The sequence below is a fragment of the Burkholderia sp. Cy-637 genome (genome assembly GCF_011753175.1).
Taxonomy (GTDB): Bacteria; Pseudomonadota; Gammaproteobacteria; order Burkholderiales; family Burkholderiaceae; genus Burkholderia; species Burkholderia gladioli.
Genome location: NZ_VWWC01000016.1, coordinates 34,133 through 60,456 on the forward strand (window position 1 = coordinate 34,133; position 26,324 = coordinate 60,456).

Consider the following 26,324-nt stretch of genomic DNA (forward strand, 5'->3'; position numbering starts at 1 on the left):
ATGATCCCGTCGTCCGCCTCGCCCGTCCAGCCCGCCTCCGCCACCCCGCAAGATGACGCCAGCCATGCACTGACGCTGGCGCAGCAGGCGGTATGGCTCGACCAGGTCTCCCATCCGCACGCGCCGCTCTACAACATCGGCATGACCTTCGAGATCGACGGCCCGATCGAGCCGGCCGTGCTCGAACGCGCGATGAACGAGGTCGCCAACGCCAACGACGCGTTGCGGCTGGTGCTGAGCGAGGGCGGCGCGGACGGCCTGGCGCGCCAGCGGGTGCTGCCGGCGGTGGACACCCGCATCGCCTTCGTCGATTTCTCCGGCCAGCCCGACGCCGAGGCGCGCGCGCTCGCCTACCTGAACGAGACCTTCCGGCAGCCCTTCACCGACCTCGGCGCGCTGCTGTGGGACACGCACCTGGTGCGCTCGGCGCCCAACCGCTACCACTGGCTGCATCGCTATCACCACCTGGTCACCGACGGCCTGGGCGTGGCGGTGATCAGCCACGAGGTCTCACTCGCCTATACGCGCCTGCTGGCCGACCCGGCGGCGACGGTCGAGCGCGGCCCGTCCTATCTGGGCCAGGTCGAGGACGATCGCGCCTACCTGCAATCGCCCCGTCACGAGAAGGACCGTCGATTCTGGCGCGAGCGCTTCGAGAGCCTGCCGCCCTCGCTGCTGCCGCGCGCGGCCGCGCTCGGCCAGGCGAGCCCGAGCCATCAGTCGCGCTGGATGCTGGGGCGCGACCTGTTCAACCGGCTGGCCGCGTTCGCGGGCGAGCACGGCGCCTCGATCACGCATGTCTTCATGGCGGTGCTGGCGGTCTATTTCTCGCGCGTGAACCGGCACGAGCAGGTGGTGATCGGCCTGCCGGTGCACAACCGCAGCAGCGCCCAGCTCCGGCGCACCGTCGGCGGCATGTTCTCCTCGGTCAGCCCGATCGGCATCCAGGTCGATCCCGAGCGCAGCCTGCTGGAGCTGATGAGCGCGATCTCGGCCGAGCTGCGGCTCGCCTATCGCCACCAGCGCTTCCCGATCGCCGAATTGAACCGCGGCCTGAACCTGGCGCAGCAGGGCCGCCGTCAATTGTTCGACGTGCGCCTGTCGATCGAGACGCTGGAGGGCGACCATCACTTCGGCGGCACGCTCGCGAAGGTGCGCGTGATGGACAACGGCCACGAGCAGACACCGCTGTCGATCTTCGTGCGCGACTACCATCCGAACGCGGACGTGCCGGTCGAATTCAACTTCAATGGCGACGGCTTCCGCCCCGAGGAGATCGAGCGCATCCGCGCCGGCGTCGAGCGGCTGCTGGGCATGGCGATCGAGCAGGCACACACCCGCGTCTCGCGCCTGCCCCTGCTCGACGAGGCCGAGCGGCACCGGCTGCTGGTCGAGCTCAACGACAGCGCAGTGGACTATCCGCGCGACCGGCTGGTCCATCAGCTGTTCGAGGACCAGGTCGCGAGCCGGCGCCGCGCCATCGCCCTCGAATTCGAGGGCGAGACGCTCAGCTACGACCAGCTCAACCGCCGCGCCAACCAGCTCGCGCACCGGCTGGTCGCGCTCGGCGCGAAGCCCGACGATCGCGTCGCGATCTGCATGGAGCGCAGCCTGGAGATGGTGGTCGGGCTGCTGGCGATCATGAAGGCCGGCGCGGCCTATGTGCCGATCGACCCGTCCTACCCAGCCGAGCGGCTTGCCTACCTGCTCGCCGACAGCGCGCCGATCGCCCTGCTCACGCAGGCCCGCCTGGCCCCGGCGCTGCCCGCCGGCACGCTGCCCACCCTGGTGCTCGACGAGCTGGCCACCGCCGCGAGCCTGGAGCGCGAATCCGAGGAGAATCCCGACCCGGCCGCGCTGGGCCTGAGGCCGGATCACCTGGCCTATGTGATCTACACCTCGGGCTCGACCGGCCAGCCGAAGGGCGCGATGAACGAGCACCTGGGCGTGGTCAACCGCCTGTGCTGGGCGCGCGACGAATACGCGCTCGGCGCCGAGGACCGCGTGCTGCAGAAGACGCCGTTCGGCTTCGACGTGTCGGTCTGGGAGTTCTTCCTGCCCCTGCTGGCGGGCGCGCGGCTGGTGCTCGCGCGGCCCGACGGCCATCGCGATCCGCGCTACCTGGCCGAGCTGATCGAGCAGCGCGGCATCACCATGCTGCACTTCGTGCCCTCGATGCTGCAGTTGTTCGTCGACGAGCTCGAGGCCGGCCGCTGCCCCACGCTGCGCCATCTGCTGTGCAGCGGCGAGGCGCTGCCCTACACGCTCCAGCAGCGCACGCTCGCCCTGCTGCCCCAGGCGCGGCTGTCGAACCTCTATGGCCCGACCGAGGCGGCGATCGACGTCAGCTTCTGGCATTGCCGCGCCGACGCGCATCCCGGCATCGTGCCGATCGGCCGCCCGGTCGCCAACACGCAGATCTACCTGCTCGACGAACTCGGCCAACCGGTGCCGATGGGCGCGATCGGCGAGCTTTACCTGGGCGGCGTGCAGGTCGCGCGCGGCTACCTGAACCGTCCCGAGCTGAGCGCCGAGCGCTTCGTGCGCGACCCGTTCCGCGACGAGGACGGCGCGCGGCTCTATCGCACCGGCGACCTCGGCCGCTACCTCGCCGACGGCAGCATCGAGTACCTCGGCCGCACCGACTTCCAGGTCAAGATCCGCGGCCTGCGCGTCGAGCTCGGCGAGATCGAGACCCGCCTGGCGGCCAGCGAGGGGGTGCGCGAGGCGGTGGTGATCGCCCGCGACGACGGCGAGGGCGCGCGCCTGGTGGCCTACCTGGTGGCGCTGGAAGGCGCGAGCCTGGTTCCCGCGGCGCTGCGCGAGGCGCTGGCCGCCGCGCTGCCCGACTACATGGTGCCGAACGCCTTCGTGGTGATGGAGGCCTTCCCGCTCTCGCCGAACGGCAAGCTGGAGCGCCGCGCGCTGCCCGCGCCCGACGCGGACGCGGTGGTCGCGCGCGCCTACCAGGCGCCGCGCGGCGACACCGAGGTGGCGCTCGCCGCGATCTGGCAGGAACTGCTCGGCCTCGAGCGCGTCGGCCGCCACGACAGCTTCTTCGATCTCGGCGGCCACTCGCTGCTGGCGGTCCAGCTGGTCTCGCGGCTGCGCAAGGCCTTCGGCGCCGAACTGCCGCTGCGCGAGCTGTTCGCGCGCCCGGTGCTGGCCGAGCTGGCCGCGCGCATCGAGTCCGGTGCCGAGGCCGGTGCCGCGCCCGCCGAGCTGCCGCCGATCCTGCCGCGCGCGCGCGACGGCAGGCTGCCGCTGTCGTTCGCCCAGCAGCGCCTGTGGTTCCTCGACACGCTCGACCAGGCCGCCGGCGCCGCCTATCACATGCCCGCCGCGCTGCGCCTGAGCGGCCAGCTCGACCCGGCCGCGCTGCGCGCCGCGCTGGACCGCATCGTGGCCCGCCATGAAGTGCTGCGCACCACCATCGATACCGTCGACGGCCAGCCGGTCCAGCGCATCGCCGAGGCGGGCGCCGGTTTCGCGCTCGACACGCAGGACCTGCGCGGGCTGGCCGACGAGGCTCGCCAGGCCGCCGTCACGCGCATCGCCGAGGCCGAGGCGCTGGCGCCCTTCGATCTCGCGCGCGGCCCGCTGATCCGCGGCCAGTTGCTCGCGCTCGACGACACCCAGCACATCCTGCTGGTCACCCAGCACCACATCGTCTCGGACGGCTGGTCGATCGGCGTGCTGATCGACGAGATCAGCACGCTCTACGCCGCCTTCCACCGCCGGCAGCCCGACCCGCTGCCGCCGCTCGCGATCCAGTACGCCGACTACGCCGCCTGGCAGCGCGACTGGCTGCAGGGAGAGCCCTTGCAGCGGCAGACCGGCTTCTGGCGCGACCACCTGGCCGGCGCGCCGGCGCTGCTCGAACTGCCGACCGACCGGCCCCGCCCGGCCGTGCAGAGCTATGCCGGCGGCCGCATCGCGGTGGCCTTCCCGCGCGAGCTGGGCGACGCGCTGCGCCAGCTCGGCCGACAGCAGGGCACCACGCTGTTCATGACCCTGTTCGCCGGCTGGGCCGCCCTGCTCTCGCGTCTCACCCACCAGCGCGACCTGGTGATCGGCACCCCGCTGGCCAACCGCCAGCAGGCCGAGCTGGAGCCGCTGATCGGCTTCTTCGTCAACACCCTGGCGCTGCGCGTGCGGCTCGAGGACGATCCCGACGTGGCCGGCCTGCTGCAACAGGTCCGACAGACCGCGCTCGATGCCTACGCGCACCAGGACCTGCCCTTCGAGCAGGTGGTGGAAGCCGTGCAGCCGCCGCGCAGCCTGAGTCATAGCCCGATCTTCCAGGCCATGATCTCGCTGAACAACACGCCGGCGCACGCGCTCGAATTGCCGGGCCTGCAGCTCGAGACCCTCGCGCAGGCGCATGTCACCACGCAGTTCGACCTGTCGCTGTCGCTGGTCGACGAGGACGGCATCATCTCGGGCGACCTCGAATACGCGAGCGACCTGTTCGACGCGTCCACCGTCGAGCGGCTGATCGCCAACCTGCAGACGCTGCTGGCCGGCATGGCCGCCGATCCGTCCCGCCGCCTCGGCACCCTGCCCCTGCTCGACGAGACGCAGCGGCAGCAGGTGCTGGTCGACTTCAATCGCAGCGAGGCGCCCTGGCCCGCCGAGCGCACCGTCCATCAACTGTTCGAGGCCGTGGTCGCCAGCCTGCCCGAGGCAATCGCCGTCGCACACGGCGAGCATGCGCTCAGCTACGACGCCCTCAACCGCCGCGCCAATCGCATCGCCCATGCCCTGATCGAGATCGGCGTGCGACCCGACCAGCGCGTGGCCATCAGCGCCGAGCGCGGCATCGATACCGTCGCCGGCCTGCTCGGCATCCTCAAGGCCGGCGCCGCCTATGTGCCGCTCGATCCCGCCTACCCGGCCGCCCGCATCGAGCACATGCTGCGCGACAGCGCACCCGTCGCCCTGCTCACCCAGGCCGCGCTCGCCGACAAGCTGCCCGCCCTCGACGCGCCCACCCTGCTGCTCGACGACGAAGCGCGCTTCGCCCGCTTCCCCGAGCAGGACCCCGTCACCGAGGTCACGCCCGGCAACCTGGTCTATGTGATCTACACCTCCGGCTCCACCGGCCTGCCCAAGGGCGTGATGGTCGAGCACCGTAACCTCGTCAACTACACCGTCGACGCGATACGCCTGTTCGCCATCACTCCCGAGGACGTCGTCCTCCAGCAAAACTCGCTGAACTTCGACCTCTCCGCCGAGGAAATCTTCCCAGCTCTGCTCGGCGGCGCCACCCTGATGCCCGCCACCGAGATCTTCGGCTATGGCGAACCCGGCGAGACGGAAGCCGCGCGCAAGCCGAGCTTCGTGCACCTGACCGCCGCGCACTGGCATACCCTGGTTGCCGAATGGGATCGCCAGCCCGAGCGCGCTCGCGAGCTGCTGGCCAGCGTGCGTCTCGTCAATGTCACCGGCGACGCGCTTTCCACCCAGAAGCTCGAACTCTGGGATCGTTTCCGCCCCGAGCACACCCGCCTGGTCAACACGTACGGCCCCACCGAGACCACCGTCTCCTGCACCGCAGCCTACGTCGGTTTCGACGAAGCCCGGCAACGCGGCATGGGCATCGCCACCATCGGCAAGCCGCTCGCCAATACCCGCATCTACCTGCTCGACGAACATCTCCAGCCGGTCCCCCAAGGCGTATCCGGCGAGTTGCACATCGGCGGCGACGGCGTCACCCGCGGCTACCTCAACCGCGACGAGCTCACCGCCCAGCGCTTCATCCACGATCCGTTCAGCCAGCGCCCCGGCGAGCGTCTCTACAAGACCGGCGATCTCGCACGCTGGCTGCCCGACGGCAGCCTCGAATACCTCGGCCGCAACGACTTCCAGGTCAAGATCCGCGGCTTCCGCATCGAGCTCGGCGAGGTCGAGGCCCGCCTGGCCGAATGCGAGGGCGTCGGCGAGGCGGTGGTGGTGGCGCGCAGGGAAGAGGACGGCTCGCGCCAGCTGGTCGCCTACGTGGTGCCCCAGAGCGGCGCCGAGCTCGGCGCCAAGCGCACCGAGAAGCGCGCGGTCACGCGCCTGCGCAACCGCCTCGCCAGCACGCTGGCCGACTTCATGGTGCCGCGCGCCTTCGTGGTGCTGAAATCGCTGCCGCTGACGCCCAACGGCAAGCTCGACCGCAACGCCCTGCCCGCGCCCGACGAATCGGCGATCCTCACGCGCGTGTTCGAGGCGCCGCGCGGCCATGCCGAGCTGGTGCTGTCGCAGATCTGGCAAGCCCTGCTCGGCGTCGAGCAGGTCGGCCGCAACGACAACTTCTTCGAGGTCGGCGGCCACTCGCTGCTCGCCATCACCCTGATCGAGCGGCTGCGCCAGAAGGACCTCAAGATCGACGTGAAGACCGTGTTCGCGGCGCCGGTGCTCTCCGAGATGGCGCTGAAGATCGGCGCGGTCGCGCCGCAGGCGGCACCGGCCGTCGCGCCCAACCGCATCCCCGAGGGCTGCACCGCGATCACGCCGGCCATGCTGCCGCTGGTGGAACTGGGCCAGGGCGAGATCGACCTGCTGGCGGCCGAGGTGCCGGGCGGCGCGGCCGCGATCCAGGACATCTATCCGCTGTCCTCGCTGCAGGACGGCATCCTGTTCCATCACCTGCTCGACACCGAGGGCGACGCCTACCTGATGCGCACGGTGCTGGCCTTCGACACGCGCCGCCGCCTCGACGAGTTCCTCGCCGCGCTGCAGACCGTGATCTCGCGCCACGACGTGCTGCGCAGCAGCGTGCACTGGAACGGCCTGCGCCAGCCGGTGCAGGTGGTGCATCGGCAAGCCGCGCTGGTGGTCGAGACGCCCGCGCTCGACGCCGGACGCGATACGCTGGGGCAGTTGCTGGCGCTGACCGATCCCGCGCGAGTGCGCCTCGACCTGTCGCGCGCGCCGCTGAGCCGGGCCTGGATCGCTCCCGATCCGCGCAGCGGCGAATGGCTGCTGTCGCTGCTCGACCACCACATGGTCAGCGACCACGTCACGCTCGAGCTGATGCTCGAGGAGATCCGCACCATCATGGACGGCCGCGCCGCGCAACTGCGCGCCTCGACGCCCTATCGCAACTTCATCGCCCAGTCGCGCGCGATCGAGCCGGGCGTCCACGAGCGTTACTTCCGGCAGCAGCTCGGCGACATCGAGACGCCGACCGCGCTGTTCGGCCGGTTCGACACCCAGGGCGACGGCGCCGACATCCACGAGGCCAGCCTCGCGCTGCCGGCCGAGCTGGCGCAGCGCATCCGCGACTGCGCGCAGCGCCAGGGCGTGACCGGCGCGGTGCTGTTCCACGCGGCCTGGGCCCTGGTGCTGTCGGCCTGCACCGGCCAGGACGACGTGGTGTTCGGCACGGTGCTGTCGGGCCGCCTGCAGGGCACCGAGGGCGCCGACCAGACCTTCGGCATGTTCCTCAACACGCTGCCGGTACGCGCCTCGTTCGGCGGCCGCAGCGCGGCCGATCTCACCGAGCAGATGCGCCTCAAGCTCAGCGCCCTGCTCGACCACGAACAGGCCTCGCTGGCGAGCGCGCAGCGCTGCAGCGCGGTGCCCGCCTCGGTGCCGCTGTTCAGCACCCTGCTGAACTACCGCCACAGCCCGGAGACGGCCCGCACCCAGCACGGCACGGCCGACGTGTTCCTCGGCGACGGCGTGCGCGTGCTGGCCGCCGACGAGCGCACCAACTACCCGTTCGACATGACGGTCGACGATCTCGGCGCCGGTTTCGCGCTGACCCTGCGCTGCCTGGACCAGGTCGACCCGAAACCGCTGCTGCACTATCTCGCCACCGCCATCGAGTCGCTCGTCGACGCGCTGGGCGAGGCATCGCCGCGGCCCGCCGCGCGCCTGGCGATCCTGCCGGCCGCGGAACAGCGCCGGCTGGTGGCCGCCGCAGGCTCGAGCGACGAATCGAGCGACGCGGCAAGCGCCGCCGCCGGCACGCGCCCGGCCGAACCCGTGCATCGCCGCTTCGAGGCGCAGGCCGCGGCCCGCCCCGACGCGCCGGCGCTCGACGACGGTCGCACGCGCCTGAGCTACGGCGAACTGGAGCGCCGCGCCAACGCGCTCGCGCATCGCCTGATCGGCGCCGGCGTGGTGCCCGACACGCGCGTCGCGCTCCATCTGGAGCGCGGCATCGACCTGATGATCGGCCTGCTCGCGGCGCTGAAGGCCGGCGCCGCCTACGTGCCGATCGATCCGTCCTACCCGGCCGAGCGGATCGCCTACATGATCGCGGACTGCGCGCCGGCCGCGATCCTGACCCACCTCGACGCCTTGCCGGAGGCGCTGCGCGACAGCGGCGCGCCCTGCCTCGATCCGCGCGAGGTGGCCGTGCCCGGCGACGATCCCGGCGTGCCGGAGGTCACGGCAGCGCCGGGCGATCTCGCCTACCTGATCTATACCTCGGGCTCGACCGGCGAGCCCAAGGGCGTGATGGTCGAGCACCGCGGCCTGTCGAACCTGATGGACTGGTATCTCGAGGACGTCGGCGTGGGCCGCGACGACGCGGTGCTGATCGTCACCTCGCCGAGCTTCGACCTGACCCAGAAGAACCTGCTGGCGCCGCTGATGACGGGCGGCATCCTGCACCTGGCCGAGCCGCGCTTCGATCCGCCCGCGATCCTGGCGCGGATCCGCCGCGACGGCATCGGCCACCTGAACCTGTCGCCGAGCGCCTTCCATGCCCTGATCGACGCCGACGGCGGCCACGACCTGTCGCGCCTGCGCCGCGTGGTGCTCGGCGGCGAACCGATCCAGGCCGCCAGGCTGGCCGCGATCCCGGCGCCGCGCCCGGTGTTCGTCAACAGCTACGGCCCGACCGAATGCAGCGACGTGGCCGGCTGGCATGTGCTGTCGACCGAGCTGGACCGCTATCGCGACGCGCCGGTGCCGCTCGGCCGGCCGATCCGCCATGCCCGCCTGTACCTGCTCGACGCGCACGACCGCCTGGTGCCGCCCGGCGTGACGGGCGAGATCTGCATCGGCGGCGCGGGGGTCGCGCGCGGCTACCTGAACCGTCCCGAGCTGAGCGCCGAGCGCTTCGTGCGCGACCCGTTCAGCGACGAGGCCGACGCGCGGCTCTATCGCACCGGCGACCTCGCCCGCTATCTGCCGGACGGCAATATCGAATACCTCGGCCGCAACGACTTCCAGGTCAAGATCCGCGGCCTGCGCGTCGAGCTCGGCGAGATCGAGGCGGCGTTGGCGGCCTGCGAGGGCGTCGGCGAGGCGGTGGTGATCGCGCGCCAGGACGACGCGAGCGAGAGCGCGCGCCTGGTCGCCTACCTGGTGCCGACGGAGGGCGCCGCGCCCGCGCCGGCCGAGCTGCGCGCGCGCCTGGCCGCCGCGCTGCCCGACTACATGGTGCCGAACGCCTTCGTCGCGCTCGCCGCCTTCCCGCTCACCCCCAACGGCAAGCTCGACCGCCGCGCGCTGCCCGCGCCCGACGCGGACGCGGTGGTGATGCAGGCCTACAGCGCGCCGCAAGGCGAGACCGAACCGCGGCTCGCCGCGATCTGGCAGGAACTGCTCGGCATCGAACGCGTCGGCCGCCACGACAACTTCCTCGAACTGGGCGGCCATTCGCTGCTGGCGGTCCAACTGGCCTCGCGGCTGCGCAAGGCCTTCGGCGTCGAGCTGCCGCTGCGCGAGCTGCTGGCGCGCCCGGTGCTGGCCGAGCTGGCCGCGCGCATCGAGTCCGGTGCCGAGCCCGCCGCCGAGCTGCCGCCGATCCTGCCGCGCGCACGCGACGGCAGGCTGCCGCTGTCGTTCGCCCAGCAGCGCCTGTGGTTCCTCGACACGCTCGACCAGGCCGCCGGCGCCGCCTATCACATGCCCGCCGCGCTGCGCCTGAGCGGCCGCCTCGACCAGGCCGCGCTGCGCGCCGCGCTGGACCGCATCGTGGCCCGCCACGAAGTGCTGCGCGCCAGCATCGCCGTCGAGCAGGGCGAGCCCTTCCTGCGGATCGGCGAGGCCGACCAGGGTTTCCGGCTGGCCGTCCACGACCTGCGCGGCATCGCCGCCGAGGCACGCGAGCTGGCGGTGGCGCGCATCGGCGAGGCCGAGGCGATCGAGCCCTTCGATCTCGCCCAAGGCCCGCTGATCCGCGGCCAGTTGCTCGAACTCGACGACGAGGACCACCTGCTGCTGGTCACCCAGCATCACATCGTCTCGGACGGCTGGTCGATCGGCGTGCTGATCGACGAGATCAGCGCGCTCTACGCCGCCTTCCACCATCGGCAGCCCGACCCGCTGCCGCCGCTCGCGATTCAGTACGCCGACTACGCCGCCTGGCAGCGCGAGCGGCTGCAGGGCGAGGCGCTGGCGCGGCAGGCCGGCTTCTGGAAGGCGCGCCTGGCCGATGCGCCGGCGCTGCTCGAACTGCCGACCGACCGGCCCCGCCCGGCCGTGCAGAGCTACCGCGGCGCGAGCGTGCCGCTGGCCTTCCCGCGCGAGCTGGGCGACGCGCTGCGCCAGCTCGGCCGGCAGCAGGGCACCACGCTGTTCATGACCCTGTTCGCCGGCTGGGCCGCCCTGCTCTCGCGCCTCGCCCACCAGCGCGACCTGGTGATCGGCACGCCGGTGGCCAACCGCCAGCAGGCCGAACTGGAGCCGCTGATCGGCTTCTTCGTCAACACCCTGGCGCTGCGCGTGCGGCTCGAGGACAACCCCGACGTGGCCACCCTGCTGCAGCGCGTGAAGGCCGACGCCCTGGCCGCCTACGCGCACCAGGAGCTGCCCTTCGAGCAGGTGGTGGAAGCCGTGCAGCCGCCGCGCAGCCTGAGCCACAGCCCGATCTTCCAGGCCATGATCTCGCTGGACAACACGCCGGCACGCACGCTCGACCTGCCGGGCCTGAAGCTCGCCCCGCTCGCGCAGTCCTACCTGAGCACGCAGTTCGACCTGTCGCTGTCGCTGGTCGATCGCGACGGCATCATCTCGGGCGAGCTGGAATACGCGAGCGACCTGTTCGACGCGTCCACCGTCGCGCGGCTGATCGCCCACCTGCAGACGCTGCTGGCCGGCATGGCCGCCGACACGGGCTGCCGCGTCGGCGCGCTGCCCCTGCTCGACGAGACGCAGCGGCAACAGGTGCTGGTCGACTTCAACGCGACCGGCACCGACTACCCGGCCGACCTGACGATCCACGCGCTGTTCGAGAAGCAGGTGCGCGCCACGCCCGAGGCGATCGCCGTGCTCCACGGCGAGCACGCCATCAGCTACGACGCCCTCAACCGGCAGGCCAACCGGATCGCCCATGCCCTGATCGAGACCGGCGTGGGCACCGACCAATGCGTGGCACTGTGCGCCGAACGCGGCATCGGGATGGTGGCGGGCCTGCTCGGCATCCTCAAGGCCGGCGCCGCCTATGTCCCGCTCGATCCCGCCTACCCGGCCGCCCGTATCGAGCACATGCTGCGCGACAGCGCACCCGTCGCCCTGCTCACCCAGGCCGCGCTCGCCGACAAGCTGCCCGCCCTCGACGCGCCCACCCTGTTGCTCGACGACGAGGCGCGCTTCGTCCGCTTCCCCGAGCAGGACCCCGTCACCGAGGTCACGCCCGGCAACCTGGTCTATGTGATCTACACCTCCGGCTCCACCGGCCTGCCCAAGGGCGTGATGGTCGAGCACCGCAACCTCGTCAACTACACCGTCGACGCGATACGCCTGTTCGCCATCACCCCCGAGGACGTCGTCCTCCAGCAGAACTCGCTGAACTTCGACCTCTCCGCCGAGGAGATCTTCCCCGCCCTGCTCGGCGGCGCCACCCTGATGCCCGCCACCCAGATCTTCGGTGCCGGCGCTTCCGGATCGCGGCCGCCCAGCGTGGTCCATCTCACCGCCGCGCACTGGCATACCCTGGTCGCCGAATGGGATCGCCAGCCGGCCAAGGCGCGCGAGCTGCTCGACAGCGTGCGTCTCGTCAATGTCACCGGCGACGCGCTCTCCACCCAGAAGCTCGAACTCTGGGATCGCTTCCGCCCCGAACACACTCGCCTGGTCAACACCTACGGACCCACCGAGACCACCGTCTCGTGTACCGCCGCCTACGTCGGCTTCGACGAAGCCCGGCAGCGCGGCATGGGCATCGCCACCATCGGCAAGCCGCTCGCCAACACCCGCATCTACCTGCTCGACGAGCATCTCCAGCCGGTCCCCCAAGGCGTATCCGGCGAGTTGCACATCGGCGGCGACGGCGTCACCCGCGGCTACCTCAACCGCGACGAGCTCACCGCCCAGCGCTTCATCCGCGATCCGTTCAGCCAGCGTCCCGGCGAGCGTCTCTACAAGACCGGCGATCTCGCACGCTGGCTGCCCGACGGCAGCCTCGAATACCTCGGCCGCAACGACTTCCAGGTCAAGATCCGCGGCTTCCGTATCGAGCTCGGCGAGGTCGAGGCCCGCCTGGCCGAATGCGAGGGCGTGCGCGAGGCGGCCGTGATCGCGCTCACCGAGGCCGACGGCGCCAAGCGCCTGGTCGCCTACGTGGTGCCGCAGGACGGCGCCGAGCCGAGCGCGGCCGATCTGCAAACGGAGCTGGGCACGCAACTGGCCGCCCACATGATTCCCTCGGCCTTCGTCTTGCTCGACGCCTTCCCGCTCACGCCGAACGGCAAGCTCGATCGCAGCGCGCTGCCCGCGCCCGACAGCAGCGCCGCCACGGGCCTCGCCTACGAGGCGCCCTGCGGCGACGTCGAGCCGAGGCTGGCGTCGATCTGGCAGGACCTGCTCGGTCTCGAACGCGTCGGCCGCCACGACGACTTCTTCGAACTCGGCGGCCACTCGCTGCTGGCGGTCAAGCTGATCTCGCAGGTCCGCCTCGCCACCGGCGTCGAACTGGGGCTGGCCGACCTGTTCGCGCATCCGCGCCTGGCCGAGCTGGCGCGGGCCGTGTCGCGCGCGGCGGCCAGCACGCTGCCGCCGATCGAGCCGATCGGCCGCGACGGCGCGCTGCCGCTGTCGTTCGCCCAGCAGCGGCTGTGGTTCCTCGCGCAGATGGACGGCGTGAGCAGCGCCTATCACATGCCGGCCGCGCTGCGCCTGAGCGGCACGCTCGACCGCGCCGCGCTGCAGGCCTCGCTGGACCGGATCGTGGAGCGCCACGAAGCCCTGCGCACCACCTTCGTGCGCGAAGGCAAACAGGTCGTGCAGCGGATCGGCGCGCCCGGCGGCGGCCTGCCGATCGCGTTCAGCGACCTGGCCGCCGAGCAGGCGAGCGAGCAGCTCGAAGCCCGGCTGGACCAGGCCGCGCACCAGCCCTTCGATCTCGAACGGGGTCCGCTGGTACGCGCCGAACTGTTCCGGCTGGCCGAGGCCGAGCACGTGCTGCTGGTCACCATGCACCACATCGTCAGCGACGGCTGGTCGATGGGCGTGCTCAGCCGCGAACTCGGCGCGCTCTACCGCGCCTTCCTGGCGCAACAGGCCGACCCGCTGCCGGTGCCGGTCCTGCAATACGCCGATTACGCCGCCTGGCAGCGCCGCTGGCTCGAGGGCCCGGTGATGCAGGAGCAGGCCGCCTACTGGCAGCGCGCCCTGGCCGATGCGCCGGGCCTGCTGACGCTGCCGACCGACCGGCCGCGCCCGGCGCAGCAGGACCATGCCGGCAGCACGGTGCCGCTCGCGCTGGGCAAGCCGCTCAGCGCCGCGCTGAAATCGCTCGGCAAGCGCGAGGGCACCACGCTCTACATGACGCTGCTCGCGGCCTGGGCCAGCGTGCTCTCGCGCCTGGCCGGCCAGGACGAGGTGGTGATCGGCTCGCCGGTGGCCAATCGCACGCATGCCGGCGTGGAGGGGCTGATCGGCTTCTTCGTCAATACGCTGGCGCTGCGCGTCGACCTGTCGGGTCATCCGAGCAGCTCGCAGTTGCTGCAGCGCGTGCGCCAGCAGACCATCGACGCGCAGTCGAACCAGGACCTGCCCTTCGAGCAGGTGGTGGAGCTGCTCAAGCCCGAGCGCAGCCTCGCGCACAGCCCGGTGTTCCAGGCCATGTTCGCCTGGCAGGGCACCGACACGGTCGAGCTCGACCTGGGCGGCGTGGCGCTGCAGTCGATCGAACCGCCGCAACGCACCGCGATGTTCGATCTCTCGCTGGACCTGGAGGAAGTGGACGGCGAGATCGTCGGCACGCTCGAATACGCCACCGCGCTGTTCGATCGCGCGACCATGCTCCGCTACACGGCCTACCTGCTGCGCGTGCTGGAGGGCATGGTGGCCGCGCCGGGCCGCGAGATCGGCTGCATCGCGATACTCGACGAGGCCGAGCGGCAACAGGTGCTGCTCGACTTCAATCGCAGCGAGGCGCCCTGGCCCGCCGAGCGCACCGTCCATCAACTGTTCGAGGCCGTGGTCGCCAGCCGGCCCGAGGCGATCGCCGTCGCACACGGCGAGCACGCACTCAGCTACGACGCCCTCAACCGCCGCGCCAATCGCATCGCCCACGCCCTGATCGAGATCGGCGTGCGACCCGACCAGCGCGTGGCCATCAGCGCCGAGCGCGGCATCGATACCGTCGCCGGCCTGCTCGGCATCCTCAAGGCCGGCGCCGCCTATGTCCCGCTCGATCCTGCCTACCCGGCCGCCCGCATCGAGCACATGCTGCGCGACAGCGCACCCGTCGCCCTGCTCACCCAGGCCGCGCTCGTCGACAAGCTGCCCGCCCTCGACGCGCCCACCCTGCTGCTCGACGACGAGGCGCACTTCGCCCGCTTCCCCGAGCAGGACCCCGTCACCGAGGTCACGCCCGGCAACCTGGTCTATGTGATCTACACCTCCGGCTCCACCGGCCTGCCCAAGGGCGTGATGGTCGAGCACCGCAACCTCGTCAACTACACCGTCGACGCGATACGCCTGTTCGCCATCACCCCCGAGGACGTCGTCCTCCAGCAGAACTCGCTGAACTTCGACCTCTCCGCCGAGGAGATCTTCCCCGCCCTGCTCGGCGGCGCCACCCTGATGCCCGCCACCCAGATCTTCGGTGCCGGCGCTTCCGGATCGCGGCCGCCCAGCGTGGTCCATCTCACCGCCGCGCACTGGCATACCCTGGTCGCCGAATGGGATCGCCAGCCGGCCAAGGCGCGCGATCTGCTCGACAGCGTGCGTCTCGTCAATGTCACCGGCGACGCGCTCTCCACCCAGAAGCTCGAACTCTGGGATCGCTTCCGCCCCGAACACACTCGCCTGGTCAACACCTACGGGCCCACCGAGACCACCGTCTCGTGTACCGCCGCCTACGTCGGCTTCGACGAAGCCCGGCAGCGCGGCATGGGCATCGCCACCATCGGCAAGCCGCTCGCCAATACCCGCATCTACCTGCTCGACGAGCATCTCCAGCCGGTCCCCCAAGGCGTATCCGGCGAGCTGCACATCGGCGGCGACGGCGTCACCCGCGGCTACCTCAACCGCGACGAGCTCACCGCCCAGCGTTTCATCCGCGATCCGTTCAGCCAGCGCCCCGGCGAGCGTCTCTACAAGACCGGCGATCTCGCACGCTGGCTGCCCGACGGCAGCCTCGAATACCTCGGCCGCAACGACTTCCAGGTCAAGATCCGCGGCTTCCGTATCGAGCTCGGCGAGGTCGAGGCCCGCCTGGCCGAATGCGAGGGCGTGCGCGAGGCGGCCGTGATCGCGCTCGCCGAGGCCGACGGCGCCAAGCGCCTGGTCGCCTACGTGGTGCCGCAGGACGGCGCCGAGCCGAGCGCGGCGGGCCTGCAGGGCGAGCTGTCCGAGCGCCTGGCCGGCTACATGATCCCCGATGCCTTCGTGATCCTCGCGGCGCTGCCGCTCACGCCGAACGGCAAGCTCGACCGCCAGGCCCTGCCGGCGCCCGACGCGGGCATCGCGCTGGCGCAGGACCACGAAGCGCCGATCGGCGAGGTGGAGGAGGAGATCGCGCAGATCTGGCGCGAGCTGCTCGGCACCGAACGGATCGGCCGTCACGACAGCTTCTTCGATCTCGGCGGCCATTCGCTGCTGGCCGTGCAACTGGTGATCCGCCTCGACGAGCAGTTCGGCGTCGAGGTCTCGCTCAACGCGCTGTTCGAACACCCCACGCTCGGCCAGCTCGCCGATACGGTGACCTCGCTGCTGCTGGTCCTGTACGCGGCCGACGATCTGCAAGACCTGGAACTGGAGTTGGGCAACCTGTCCGAAAGCGAATTGCTGGCTCAATTAAAGGATGCGCAAAGTGAATAAACGTAGTCCCGATGTCGAACAACTGAAGCGTGCTCTCCTCCTGCAACGGTTGCGCCAGCGCGGCGACGCGCGGCCGGCCGGCGAGGCCCGCCAGCCGATCGCGCGCGCGGATCGCTCCGCCAGCCTGCCGCTATCGTTCGCCCAGCAGCGCCTGTGGTTCCTCGACACGCTCGACCAGGCCGCCGGTGCCGCCTACCACGTGCCGACCGCGCTGCGCCTGGCCGGCGTGCTCGACCGCGCCGCCCTGCGTGCCGCGCTGGACCGCGTGGTGGCGCGCCACGAAGTGCTGCGCACCCGCTTCGCCACCGAACAGGGCGAGCCGTTCCAGCGCATCGCCGACGCCGACGCCGGTTTCGCGCTGCTCGAGCAGGACCTGGGCGAGCTGCCCGCCGCCGAGCAGGAAGCGGCCGTGGCGCGGATCCGCGAGGCCGAGGGCGCCGCGCCCTTCGACCTGGAGCAGGGCCCGCTGATTCGCGGCCAGCTGCTGCGGCTCGGCGCCGAGCAGCACATCCTGCTGATCACGCAGCATCACATCGTCTCGGACGGCTGGTCGCTGGGCCTGCTGGTCGAGGAAATCACCGTGCTCTACGAGGCCTTCCGCCAGCAGCAGCCCGACCCGCTGCCGCCGCTCGCGCTGCAATACGCCGACTACGCGGCCTGGCAGCGCGGCTGGCTGCAGGGCGAGACCTTGCGCCGCCAGGTGGCGTTCTGGACCGATCACCTGAAGGGCGCGCCGGCCCTGCTGGAGCTGCCCACCGACCGGCCGCGCCCGGCCGTGCAGCGCTATGCCGGCGGCAACGTGGCGCTCGCCTTTTCGGGCGCGCTCGGCGACGCGCTGCGCCGCCTGAGCCAGCAGCAGGGCACCACCCTGTTCATGACCCTGTTCGCGGGCTGGGCCGTGCTGCTCTCGCGCATCAGCCGCACCCGCGAGATCGTGATCGGCACGCCGGTGGCGAACCGCCAGCGCAGCGAGTTCGAATCGCTGATCGGCTTCTTCGTCAACACGCTCGCGCTGCGCGTCGACACCAGCGACGATCCCGACGTGGCCACCCTGCTGCAACGCGTGCGCAAGATCGCGCTGGACGCCTACGCCCACCAGGACCTGCCCTTCGAGCAGGTGGTGGAGGCGCTGGCGCCCACCCGCAGCCTCAGCCACAGCCCGATCTTCCAGGTCGGCATCACGCTCGAGAACACCCCGGCCGACCGCACCGTGAGCCTGGCCGGCCTGGACGTGCAGACCCTCGCCGAAACCGGCTCGACCGCCACCTTCGACCTGGCGCTGCTGCTCAGCGACGACGACCAGCGCATCGGCGGCAGCATCAGCTACTCCAGCGACCTGTTCGACGCGGCCACCATCGAACGCCTCGCCCAGAGCCTGCAGATCCTGCTGGCCGCGATGGCCGCCGACCCGACGCGGCGCGTCAGCACCCTGCCGCTGCTCGACGAGGCCCAGCGCCGCCAGGTGCTGGTCGACTTCAACGCGAACGCCACGCCCTATCCGCAAGCGCTGATCCACCAGCAGTTCGAGGCCCTGGCCCGCAGCCAGCCCACCGCGCCGGCCGCCGTGTTCGGCGCCCAGGCGCTGGACTACGACGCCCTGAACCGCCGCGCCAACCGCATCGCCCATGCGCTGATCGAGCGCGGCGTGCGCGCCGACCAGCGCGTGGCGATCTGCGTCGAGCGCGGCCTCGACATGGTGGCGGGCCTGCTCGGCATCCTCAAGGCCGGCGCCGCCTATGTCCCGCTCGACCCGGCCTATCCGGCCGCGCGCCTCGAGCACATGGTGCGCGACAGCGCGCCGGTGGCGCTGTTGAGCCAGCAGGCGCTGGCGCCGCTGGCCGGCACGCTGCCGGTGGGCGAGGCGCCCGTGCTGCTGCTCGACGACGGCGGCTTCGAGGGCTTGCCCGAGCACGACCCCGCGCTGCCGATCGACGCCTCGAGCCTGGCCTACGTGATCTACACCTCCGGTTCCACCGGCACGCCCAAGGGCGTGATGGTCGAGCACAAGGGCCTGTCGAACCTGGCCCAGGCGCAGATCCGCGTGTTCGACGTGCAGCCCGACAGCCGCGTGCTGCAGTTCGCCTCGTTCAGCTTCGACGCCTGCATTTCCGAGATCGCCATGGCGCTGTGCCGCGGCGCCACCCTCTACCTGGCCTCGCGCGAAGCCCTGCTGCCGGGCGAGCCGCTGCTGGCCACGCTGTCCTCGCACGCGATCACCCACGTCACGCTGCCGCCGGTGGCCGCCGGCATCCTCGCGCCCCATGCCGACAGCGAGGCGCTGCGCGCGCTGCGCACCCTGGCGGTGGCCGGCGAGGCCTGCCCGGCCGCCCTGGTGCGGCGCTGGGCGAAGGGCCGGCGCATGATCAACGCCTACGGCCCGACCGAGGCGACGGTCTGCGCCAGCATGCAGGTCTGCGAGCCCGGCGAGACCGACGGCGCGGTGCCGATCGGCGCACCGATGGACAACGTGCGCATCCACCTGCTCGACGAGCTGGGCCAGCCGGTGCCGATCGGCGTGGCCGGCGAGATCCACATCGGCGGCATCGGCCTGGCGCGCGGCTACCTGAACCTGCCCGAGATGACGCGCGAGCGCTTCGTCGAGGACCCGTTCAGCGGCGCGGCGCAAGCGCGCCTGTACCGCACCGGCGACCTGGGCCGCTGGCTGCCCGACGGCAGCATCGAATACCTGGGCCGCAACGACACCCAGGTCAAGCTGCGCGGCTTCCGCATCGAGCCGGCCGAGGTCGAGGCGCGCCTGCGCCTGCACCCGCAGGTCAAGGACGCGATCGTGATGGCGCGCGAGGACGCGCCGGGCGACCCGCGCCTGGCCGCCTACGTGACCGCCACCGACCGCGTCGAGCTGTGGCCCTCGGTATCGGAGTTCTACGTCTACGACGCGCTGCTGTACCACGCGATGGCGAACCACACCACGCGCAACCGCTGCTACGCGAACGCCTTCGCGCGCCACCTGCCCGGCAAGACCGTGGTCGAGATCGGGCCGGGCCCGCACGCGGTGCTCTCGCGCATGGCGATCGACGCGGGCGCGCGCAAGGTCTACGCGATCGAGTTGCTCGAGCGCAGCTACCTGGCCGCGCGCGAGAAGGTGCGCTCGCTGGGCCTGGAGGACCGCATCGTCGTGCTGCACGGCGACGCGACCCGCATCGAGCTGCCCGAGCCGGTCGACTACTGCATCTCCGAGATCATCGGCAACATCGCCGGCAGCGAGGGCTCGGCGGTGATCATCAACAACGCGCGGCGCTTCCTCAAGGACGGCGCGCACATGATCCCCGAGCGCAGCCTGACCAAGATCGTCGCCGTCTCGCTGACCGAGGACCTGTTCGACTACGCCTTCACCGAGACCACCGGCCACTATGTACAGAAGATCTTCGAGGAGACCGGCTCGCCGTTCGACCTGCGGATCTGCGTCAAGGACCTGCCGGCCAGCGCGATCCTCAGCAGCGAGGACGCCTTCGAGGACCTCGACTACACGCGCCACATGGAGCCGGAGACGACGCACGCGATCAGCCTGCGCTTCGAGAAGGGCGGGCGCATGACGGGCTTCGTGGTCTGGATGCTGCTGTTCGTCGATGCCGACAACACGCTCGACACGCTGGCCGACCAGGGCAGCTGGCTGCCGGTCTATTTCCCGGCCTTCCCGGAAGGCCTGGCGGTGCAGGCCGGCGACGTGCTGGAAGGCCGCATCACGCGCAGCCTGGACCCCAACGGGCTGAACCCCGACTTCCATCTCGACGCGGTGCTGCGCCGCGTGGACGGCAGCGAGCTGGCGATCCGCCATGCCATGCCGCATCGCACCTCCGAATTCCGCGCCTCGCCGTTCTACGCGCGTCTGTTCGCCGACGGCGAGATCCCCGTGCAGGCGAAGCTGTCGCCGGGCCTGCTGCGCCAGCACCTGCAGGCCTCGCTGCCCGAGTACATGGTGCCGAACGCCTTCATGGTGCTGGACAGCTTCCCGCTCACCCCCAACGGCAAGCTCGACCGCCGCGCGCTGCCCGCCCCCGACGCGGCCGCGGTGGTGCGCCAGGCCTACGAGGCGCCGCTGGGCGATACCGAGCAGGCACTGGCCGCGATCTGGCAGGAGCTGCTCGGCCTCGAACGGGTCGGCCGCCATGACGGCTTCTTCGACCTCGGCGGCCACTCGCTGCTGGCCGTGCAGCTCGGCTCGCGCGTGCGCAAGCAGTTCGGCGTGGAGGTCTCGCTGCGCGACCTGTTCGCGCGCCCGGTGCTGGCCGATCTCGCCGCGCAGATCGCGCAGGGCGAGGCCGGCCCCGAGCTGCCGCCGATCGTGGCCCTGCCGCGCTCGGCCCAGCCGCTGGCGCTGTCCTTCTCGCAGCAGCGGCTGTGGTTCCTCGACACGCTCGACCGCGCCGCCGGCGCGGCCTATCACATGCCGGTCGCGCTGCGCCTGACGGGCGCGCTGGACCGGGCCGCGCTGCGCGCCGCGCTCGATCGCATCGTCGCGCGCCACGAGATCCTGCGCACCACCTTCGCGACCGCCAAGGGCCAGCCGTTCCAGCGCATCGCCGATGCCTCGGCCGGCTTCGCGCTGCTCGAGCAGGACCTGCGCGAACTTCCCGCCGGCGAGCAGCAGGCGAGCGTCGCGCGCCTGGGCGAAGCCGAAGCCGCCGCGCCCTTCGACCTGGCCGCCGGCCCGCTGATCCGCGGGCGCCTGCTCGCGCTCGGCGCCGAGCAGCATGTCCTGCTGATCACGCAGCACCACATCGTCTCGGACGGCTGGTCGATCGGCGTGCTGGTGGAGGAACTCGCCGCGCTGTACGACGCGTTCCGCCAGCAACGGCCCGACCCGCTGCCCGCGCTGCCGATCCAGTACGCCGACTACGCCGCCTGGCAGCGCGACTGGCTGCGCGGCGACGCGCTAGCCGGGCAGGTCGCGTTCTGGCGCGGCCACCTGCAGGGCGCGCCCGCCCTGCTGGAGCTGCCCACCGATCGCCCGCGCCCCGCCGTGCAGAGCTACGCGGGCCGCAGCCTGGCCTTCACCTTCCCGCGGCCGCTCGGCGACGCGCTGCGGCAGTTGAGCCAGCAGCACGGCACCACCCTCTTCATGACCCTGCTGGCGGGCTGGGCCAGCCTGCTGGGCCGCCTCTCGGGCCAGGACGACGTGGTGGTCGGCACGCCGGTGGCGAACCGCCGGCGCGCCGAGCTGGAGCCGCTGATCGGCTTCTTCGTCAATACCCTGGCGCTGCGCGTGCGCATCGACGAGGATCCCGACGTCGCGGGCCTGCTGCGCCAGGTCAAGGCCAGCGCGCTGGCCGCCTACGCGAACCAGGACCTGCCCTTCGAGCAGGTGGTGGAGGCCGTGCAGCCGCCGCGCAGCCTGAGCCACAGCCCGATCTTCCAGGCCATGATCTCGCTGAACAACACGCCTTCGCGCGCGCTCGAGCTGCCGGGGCTGCAGCTGGACACGCTGCCCGAGGCCCGCCTGAGCACGCAGTTCGACCTGTCGCTGCTGCTGGTCGAGGAAGACGGCCTGATCTCGGGCGAGCTCGAATACGCGAGCGAGCTGTTCGACGCGAGCACCGCCGAGCGCATCGTCGCCTGCCTGCAGACCCTGCTGGCCGCAATGGCGGCCGATGCCGGCCAGCGCGTCAGCACCCTGCCGCTGCTCGACGCGGCCGGGCGCGAGCAGGTGCTCGAACTCAATGCCGCGCTGGCCGACTACCCCACCGACCTGACCATCCACGCGCTGTTCGAACAGCAGGCGCGGCAGGCGCCGGACGCGCTCGCGGTGACCCACGGCGAGCACTCGCTCAGCTACGACGCCCTGAACCGCCGCGCCAACCGCGTCGCCCATGCGCTGCTGGAACGCGGCGTGGGCGCCGACCAGCGCGTGGCGATCTGCGTCGAGCGCGGCCTGGACATGATCGTCGGCCTGCTCGGCATCCTCAAGGCCGGCGCCGCCTACGTGCCGCTCGATCCGGCCTACCCGGCCGCGCGCCTCGAGCACATGCTCGGCGACAGCACGCCGGTGGCCCTGCTGACCCAGCGCGAGCTGGCCGGCTCGCTGCCGGCCAGCGACGCCGCCGTGCTGCTGCTCGACGCGCCCGAGAGCCTCGCGGCCTATTCCGAGCAGAACCCGGACGTGCCGGTCGCGCCCTCCGACCTCGCCTACGTGATCTACACCTCGGGTTCGACCGGCACGCCCAAGGGCGTGATGGTCGAGCACCGCAACGTCACGCGCCTGTTCGATTCGACCCGCGTGTCCTTCGGCTTCGGCCGCGACGACGTCTGGACCCTGTTCCACTCGTTCGCCTTCGACTTCTCGGTGTGGGAGATCTGGGGCGCGCTCACCCATGGCGCGCGCCTGGTGGTGGTGCCGCACGCGATCAGCCGCTCGCCCGAGGACTTCCACGCGCTGCTGTGCCGCGAACGGGTGACGGTGCTGAACCAGACGCCGAGCGCGTTCCGCCAGCTGATCGCAGCGCAGGGCGCGAGCGGGCTCGCGCACGGCCTGCGCCACGTGATCTTCGGCGGGGAAGCGCTGGAGGTCGCGATGCTGGCGCCCTGGAACCAGGACGCGCGCAATCGCGACACCCGGCTGGTCAACATGTACGGCATCACGGAAACCACCGTCCACGTCACCTACATGGCCCTGAACGGCGCGAGCGCGACGCCGCTGTGCATCGGCCGGCCGCTGGCCGACCTGTCGGCCTACGTGCTCGACCGGCATCGCAACCCGGTGCCGGTGGGCGTGACCGGCGAAATGTGGATCGGCGGCGCCGGCGTCACGCGCGGCTACCTGAACCGGCCGCAACTGACCGAGGAGCGCTTCGTCGCCGATCCGTTCAGCGACCGGCCCGGCGCCCGGCTGTACCGCACCGGCGACCTGGCGCGCTACCTGCCCGACGGCCAGCTCGAATACCTGGGCCGCAACGACGAGCAGGTCAAGCTGCGCGGCTTCCGTATCGAGCTCGGCGAGATCGAGGCGCGCCTGGCCCTGCACGAGGGCGTGCACCACACGGTGGTGCTGGCGCGCGAGGACGCCGCCGGCAGTCGCCAGCTGGTGGCCTACTACACGGTGCGCGAGGACCTGGCCGAGCCGGCCGCCGCGCCCGACGCCGAACGGCTGCGCGCCTACGCCGGCACGGTGCTGCCGGACTTCATGGTGCCCTCGGCCTACGTCAGGCTCGACACGCTGCCGCTCACGGCGAACGGCAAGCTCGACCGGCGCGCCTTGCCGGCGCCCGACGCCGCCGCCTATGCCGCGGGCGTCTACGAGGCGCCGCGCGGCGACACCGAGATCGCCCTGGCGGCGATCTGGTGCGAGCTGCTGCAGCTCGAGCAGGTCGGCCGCAACGACAACTTCTTCGCGCTGGGCGGCCACTCCCTGCTGGCGATCAACGTGATCGAGCGGATGCGCCAGGCCGGCCTGCATACCGACGTGCGCGCGCTGTTCAACGCGCAGACGCTGGCGGCGCTGGCCGCCGCGGTCAGCGCCGCGCCGCGCGAGCTGGCCGCGGCGCCCGACTACCGCCTGGCGGCGGACGGCGGCACCATCACGCCGGACATGCTGCCGCTGGTGCGGCTCACGCAGGACCAGATCGGGCAGATCGTGCGGACCGTGCCGGGCGGCGCGGCCAACCTGCAGGACATCTACCCGCTCACGCCGATGCAGGAAGGCATCCTGTTCCACCATCTGCTCACGCTCGAGCGCAACGGCGACCCCTACCTGCTGCGCAGCCTGTTCACGGCGCGCAGCCGCGAGCAGCTCGACGGCTTCGTGGCCGCGCTGCAACAGGTGATCCGCCGTCACGACATCCTGCGCACCGCCACCGTCTGGGAGGATCTCGACGCGCCGGTGCAGGTGGTCTGGCGCGACGCGCCGCTGACGGTCGAGCAGGTCGTGCCCGATCCGGCCGGCGGCCCGGTCATCGAACAGATCGAGCAGCGCTTCGACCCGCGCCGCTACCGGCTCGACCTGCGCCGCGCGCCGATGATGCACCTGGCGTTCGCCGAGGATCCCGCCAACGGCCGCTGGGTCGCCGCGCTGCTGTTCCATCACCTGATCGACGACGCCTCGTCGATGCGGCTGATCCGCGCCGAGATCCTCGCGCATCTGTGCGACGAGGTCGACAGCCTGCCGGCGCCGGTGCCCTATCGCGACTACGTCGCCCAGGTCCAGTCGAGCGCCTCGCAGCATGACCACGAGGGCTTCTTCCGCGAGATGCTCGGCGAGGTCGACGAACCGACCCTGCCGTTCGGCGTGCACGACGTCTCCGGCGACGGTCACGGCATCGATCGCGCCGAGCTGCAGCTCGACGCCGGGCTGAGCCAGCGCATCCACGCGCAGGCGCGGCGCCTGCGCGTCAGCCCGGTCAGCCTGCATCACCTGGCCTGGGCGCGCGTGCTGTCCCTGCTGTCGGGACGCGACGACGTGGTGTTCGGCACCGTGCTGCTGGGCGGCATGCAAAGCGCGAGCAGCGAGCGCGCGATGGGGATGCTGATCAACACCCTGCCGATCCGTCTCGACGTGGGCGCGCCGGCGGTCGAGGAGGCCGCGCGCGAGGCCCACCGGCGCCTGAGCGAGCTGCTGCTGCACGAGCACGCGCCGCTGACGCTGGCGCAGCGCTGCAGCGGCATCGCCGCGCCGGCGCCGCTGTTCAGCGCGCTGATGAACTACCGCCAGGGCGGCGACCTCGACGAGGAGACCGGCGACGAGGGCCTGCCCGACGACTACGGCATCGAGTTCCTCGATACCGAGACGCGCAACAACTACCCGCTGACCATCATGATCGACGACCTCGGCACGGGCTTCGGCCTGACCGTGCTGGCGCTCGACGATTTCGGCGCGCAGCGCGTGTGCGGCTACATGAGCCAGGCGCTCGACAGCCTGTGCGACGCGCTGGAACGCGCGCCGCAGGTGTCGGTACGCACCCTGGCGGTGATGCCGCCGGCCGAGCGCGAGCAGGTGCTGCGCGGCTTCAACGACACCGCCGTCGAGTTCTCCGGCGAGACCACCCTGCACCGGCTGTTCGAGGCGCAGGCGGCACGCACGCCGGAAGCGGTCGCGCTGGTGGCCGAGGACGGCACGCTGAGCTTCGACGGGCTGAACCGGCGCGCCAACCAGGTCGCGCATCGCCTGCTGGCGCTGGGCGCGCGCCCCGACGACCGGGTCGCGATCTGCACCGAGCGCAGCGTCGACATGGTGGCCGGCCTGCTCGGCATCCTGAAGGCGGGCGCGGCCTACGTGCCGATCGATCCGTCCTATCCCGACGAGCGGATCGCCTACATGCTGGCCGACAGCCGGCCGATCGCGCTGCTCACGCAAGGCGCGCTGCAGGCGCAGTTCGCCGCCGCCGGCGTGCCGGTGCTGCTGCTCGACGACGAGGGCGAGCACGCCGACGGCCTGCGCTCGCAATCCGATCGCGATCCCGACGTGCGCGAGGTCGGCCCGGGCAACCTGGCCTACATGATCTATACCTCGGGCTCGACCGGGCAGGCCAAGGGCGTGATGGTCGAGCACCGCTCGGTGGTGAACTTCTGGAACGTGCTGCGGCACGGCATCTACGCCGACATGCCGGACCATTCCACCATCGCCCTGAACGCGGCCTTCTCGTTCGACATGTCGATCAAGGGGCTCTCGCAGCTGCTCTCGGGCCACCGCCTGGTGCTGATCCCGCAGGCGATCCGCGCGAGCGGCGCCGAGTTGCTGGCCTTCCTGCGCCAGCATCGGGTGGACGGCTTCGACAGCACGCCCTCGCAGCTCGAGGGCCTGCTGGCCGCGGGCCTGCTTGAGCCGGGCGACTACCAGCCGGGCAGCGTGCTGTTGGGCGGCGAGGCGATCAATGCCGTGACCTGGGAGCGGCTGCGCGCCTCGGACACGATCCGCTTCCACAACATGTACGGCCCGACCGAGTCGACCGTCGACGCCACCATCGGGCTGATCCGCGAGCTCGGCGAGCGCCCGAGCATCGGCCGGCCGATCGCCAACACCCAGGTCTACCTGCTGGACGCCCACGGCGAGCCGGTGCCGGTAGGCTGCGTGGGCGAGATCCACGTCGGCGGCGTGCAGGTCGCGCGCGGCTACCACGAGCGGCCGGCGCTGAGCGCCGAGCGCTTCGTCGAGGACC

At 71.7% G+C, this 26,324-nt stretch carries 2 protein-coding genes (1 of these 2 cut by a window edge); both read left to right on the top strand.

What is annotated here, in order from left to right; translation table 11 throughout:
- Positions 1–16,218 (top strand): non-ribosomal peptide synthase/polyketide synthase, encoded by a 16,218-nt coding sequence (locus tag F3J10_RS07600; RefSeq protein WP_167241799.1) that lies wholly within the window; start codon positions 1–3, stop codon positions 16,216–16,218.
- Positions 16,211–26,324, top strand: the 5' portion of a protein-coding gene (locus F3J10_RS07605) for a non-ribosomal peptide synthetase (protein WP_167241800.1). It continues 3,170 nt past the right edge of the window; only the first 10,114 of its 13,284 coding nucleotides appear in the window; its start codon is at positions 16,211–16,213; its stop codon lies beyond the right edge, outside the window. The genes F3J10_RS07600 and F3J10_RS07605 overlap by 8 nt, the downstream gene beginning before the upstream one ends.

Excerpts from the sequence above, each read along its gene's own strand:
- F3J10_RS07600 (WP_167241799.1), top strand. The coding sequence starts at position 1 with ATGATCCCGTCGTCCGCCTCGCCCGTCCAGCCCGCCTCCGCCACCCCG.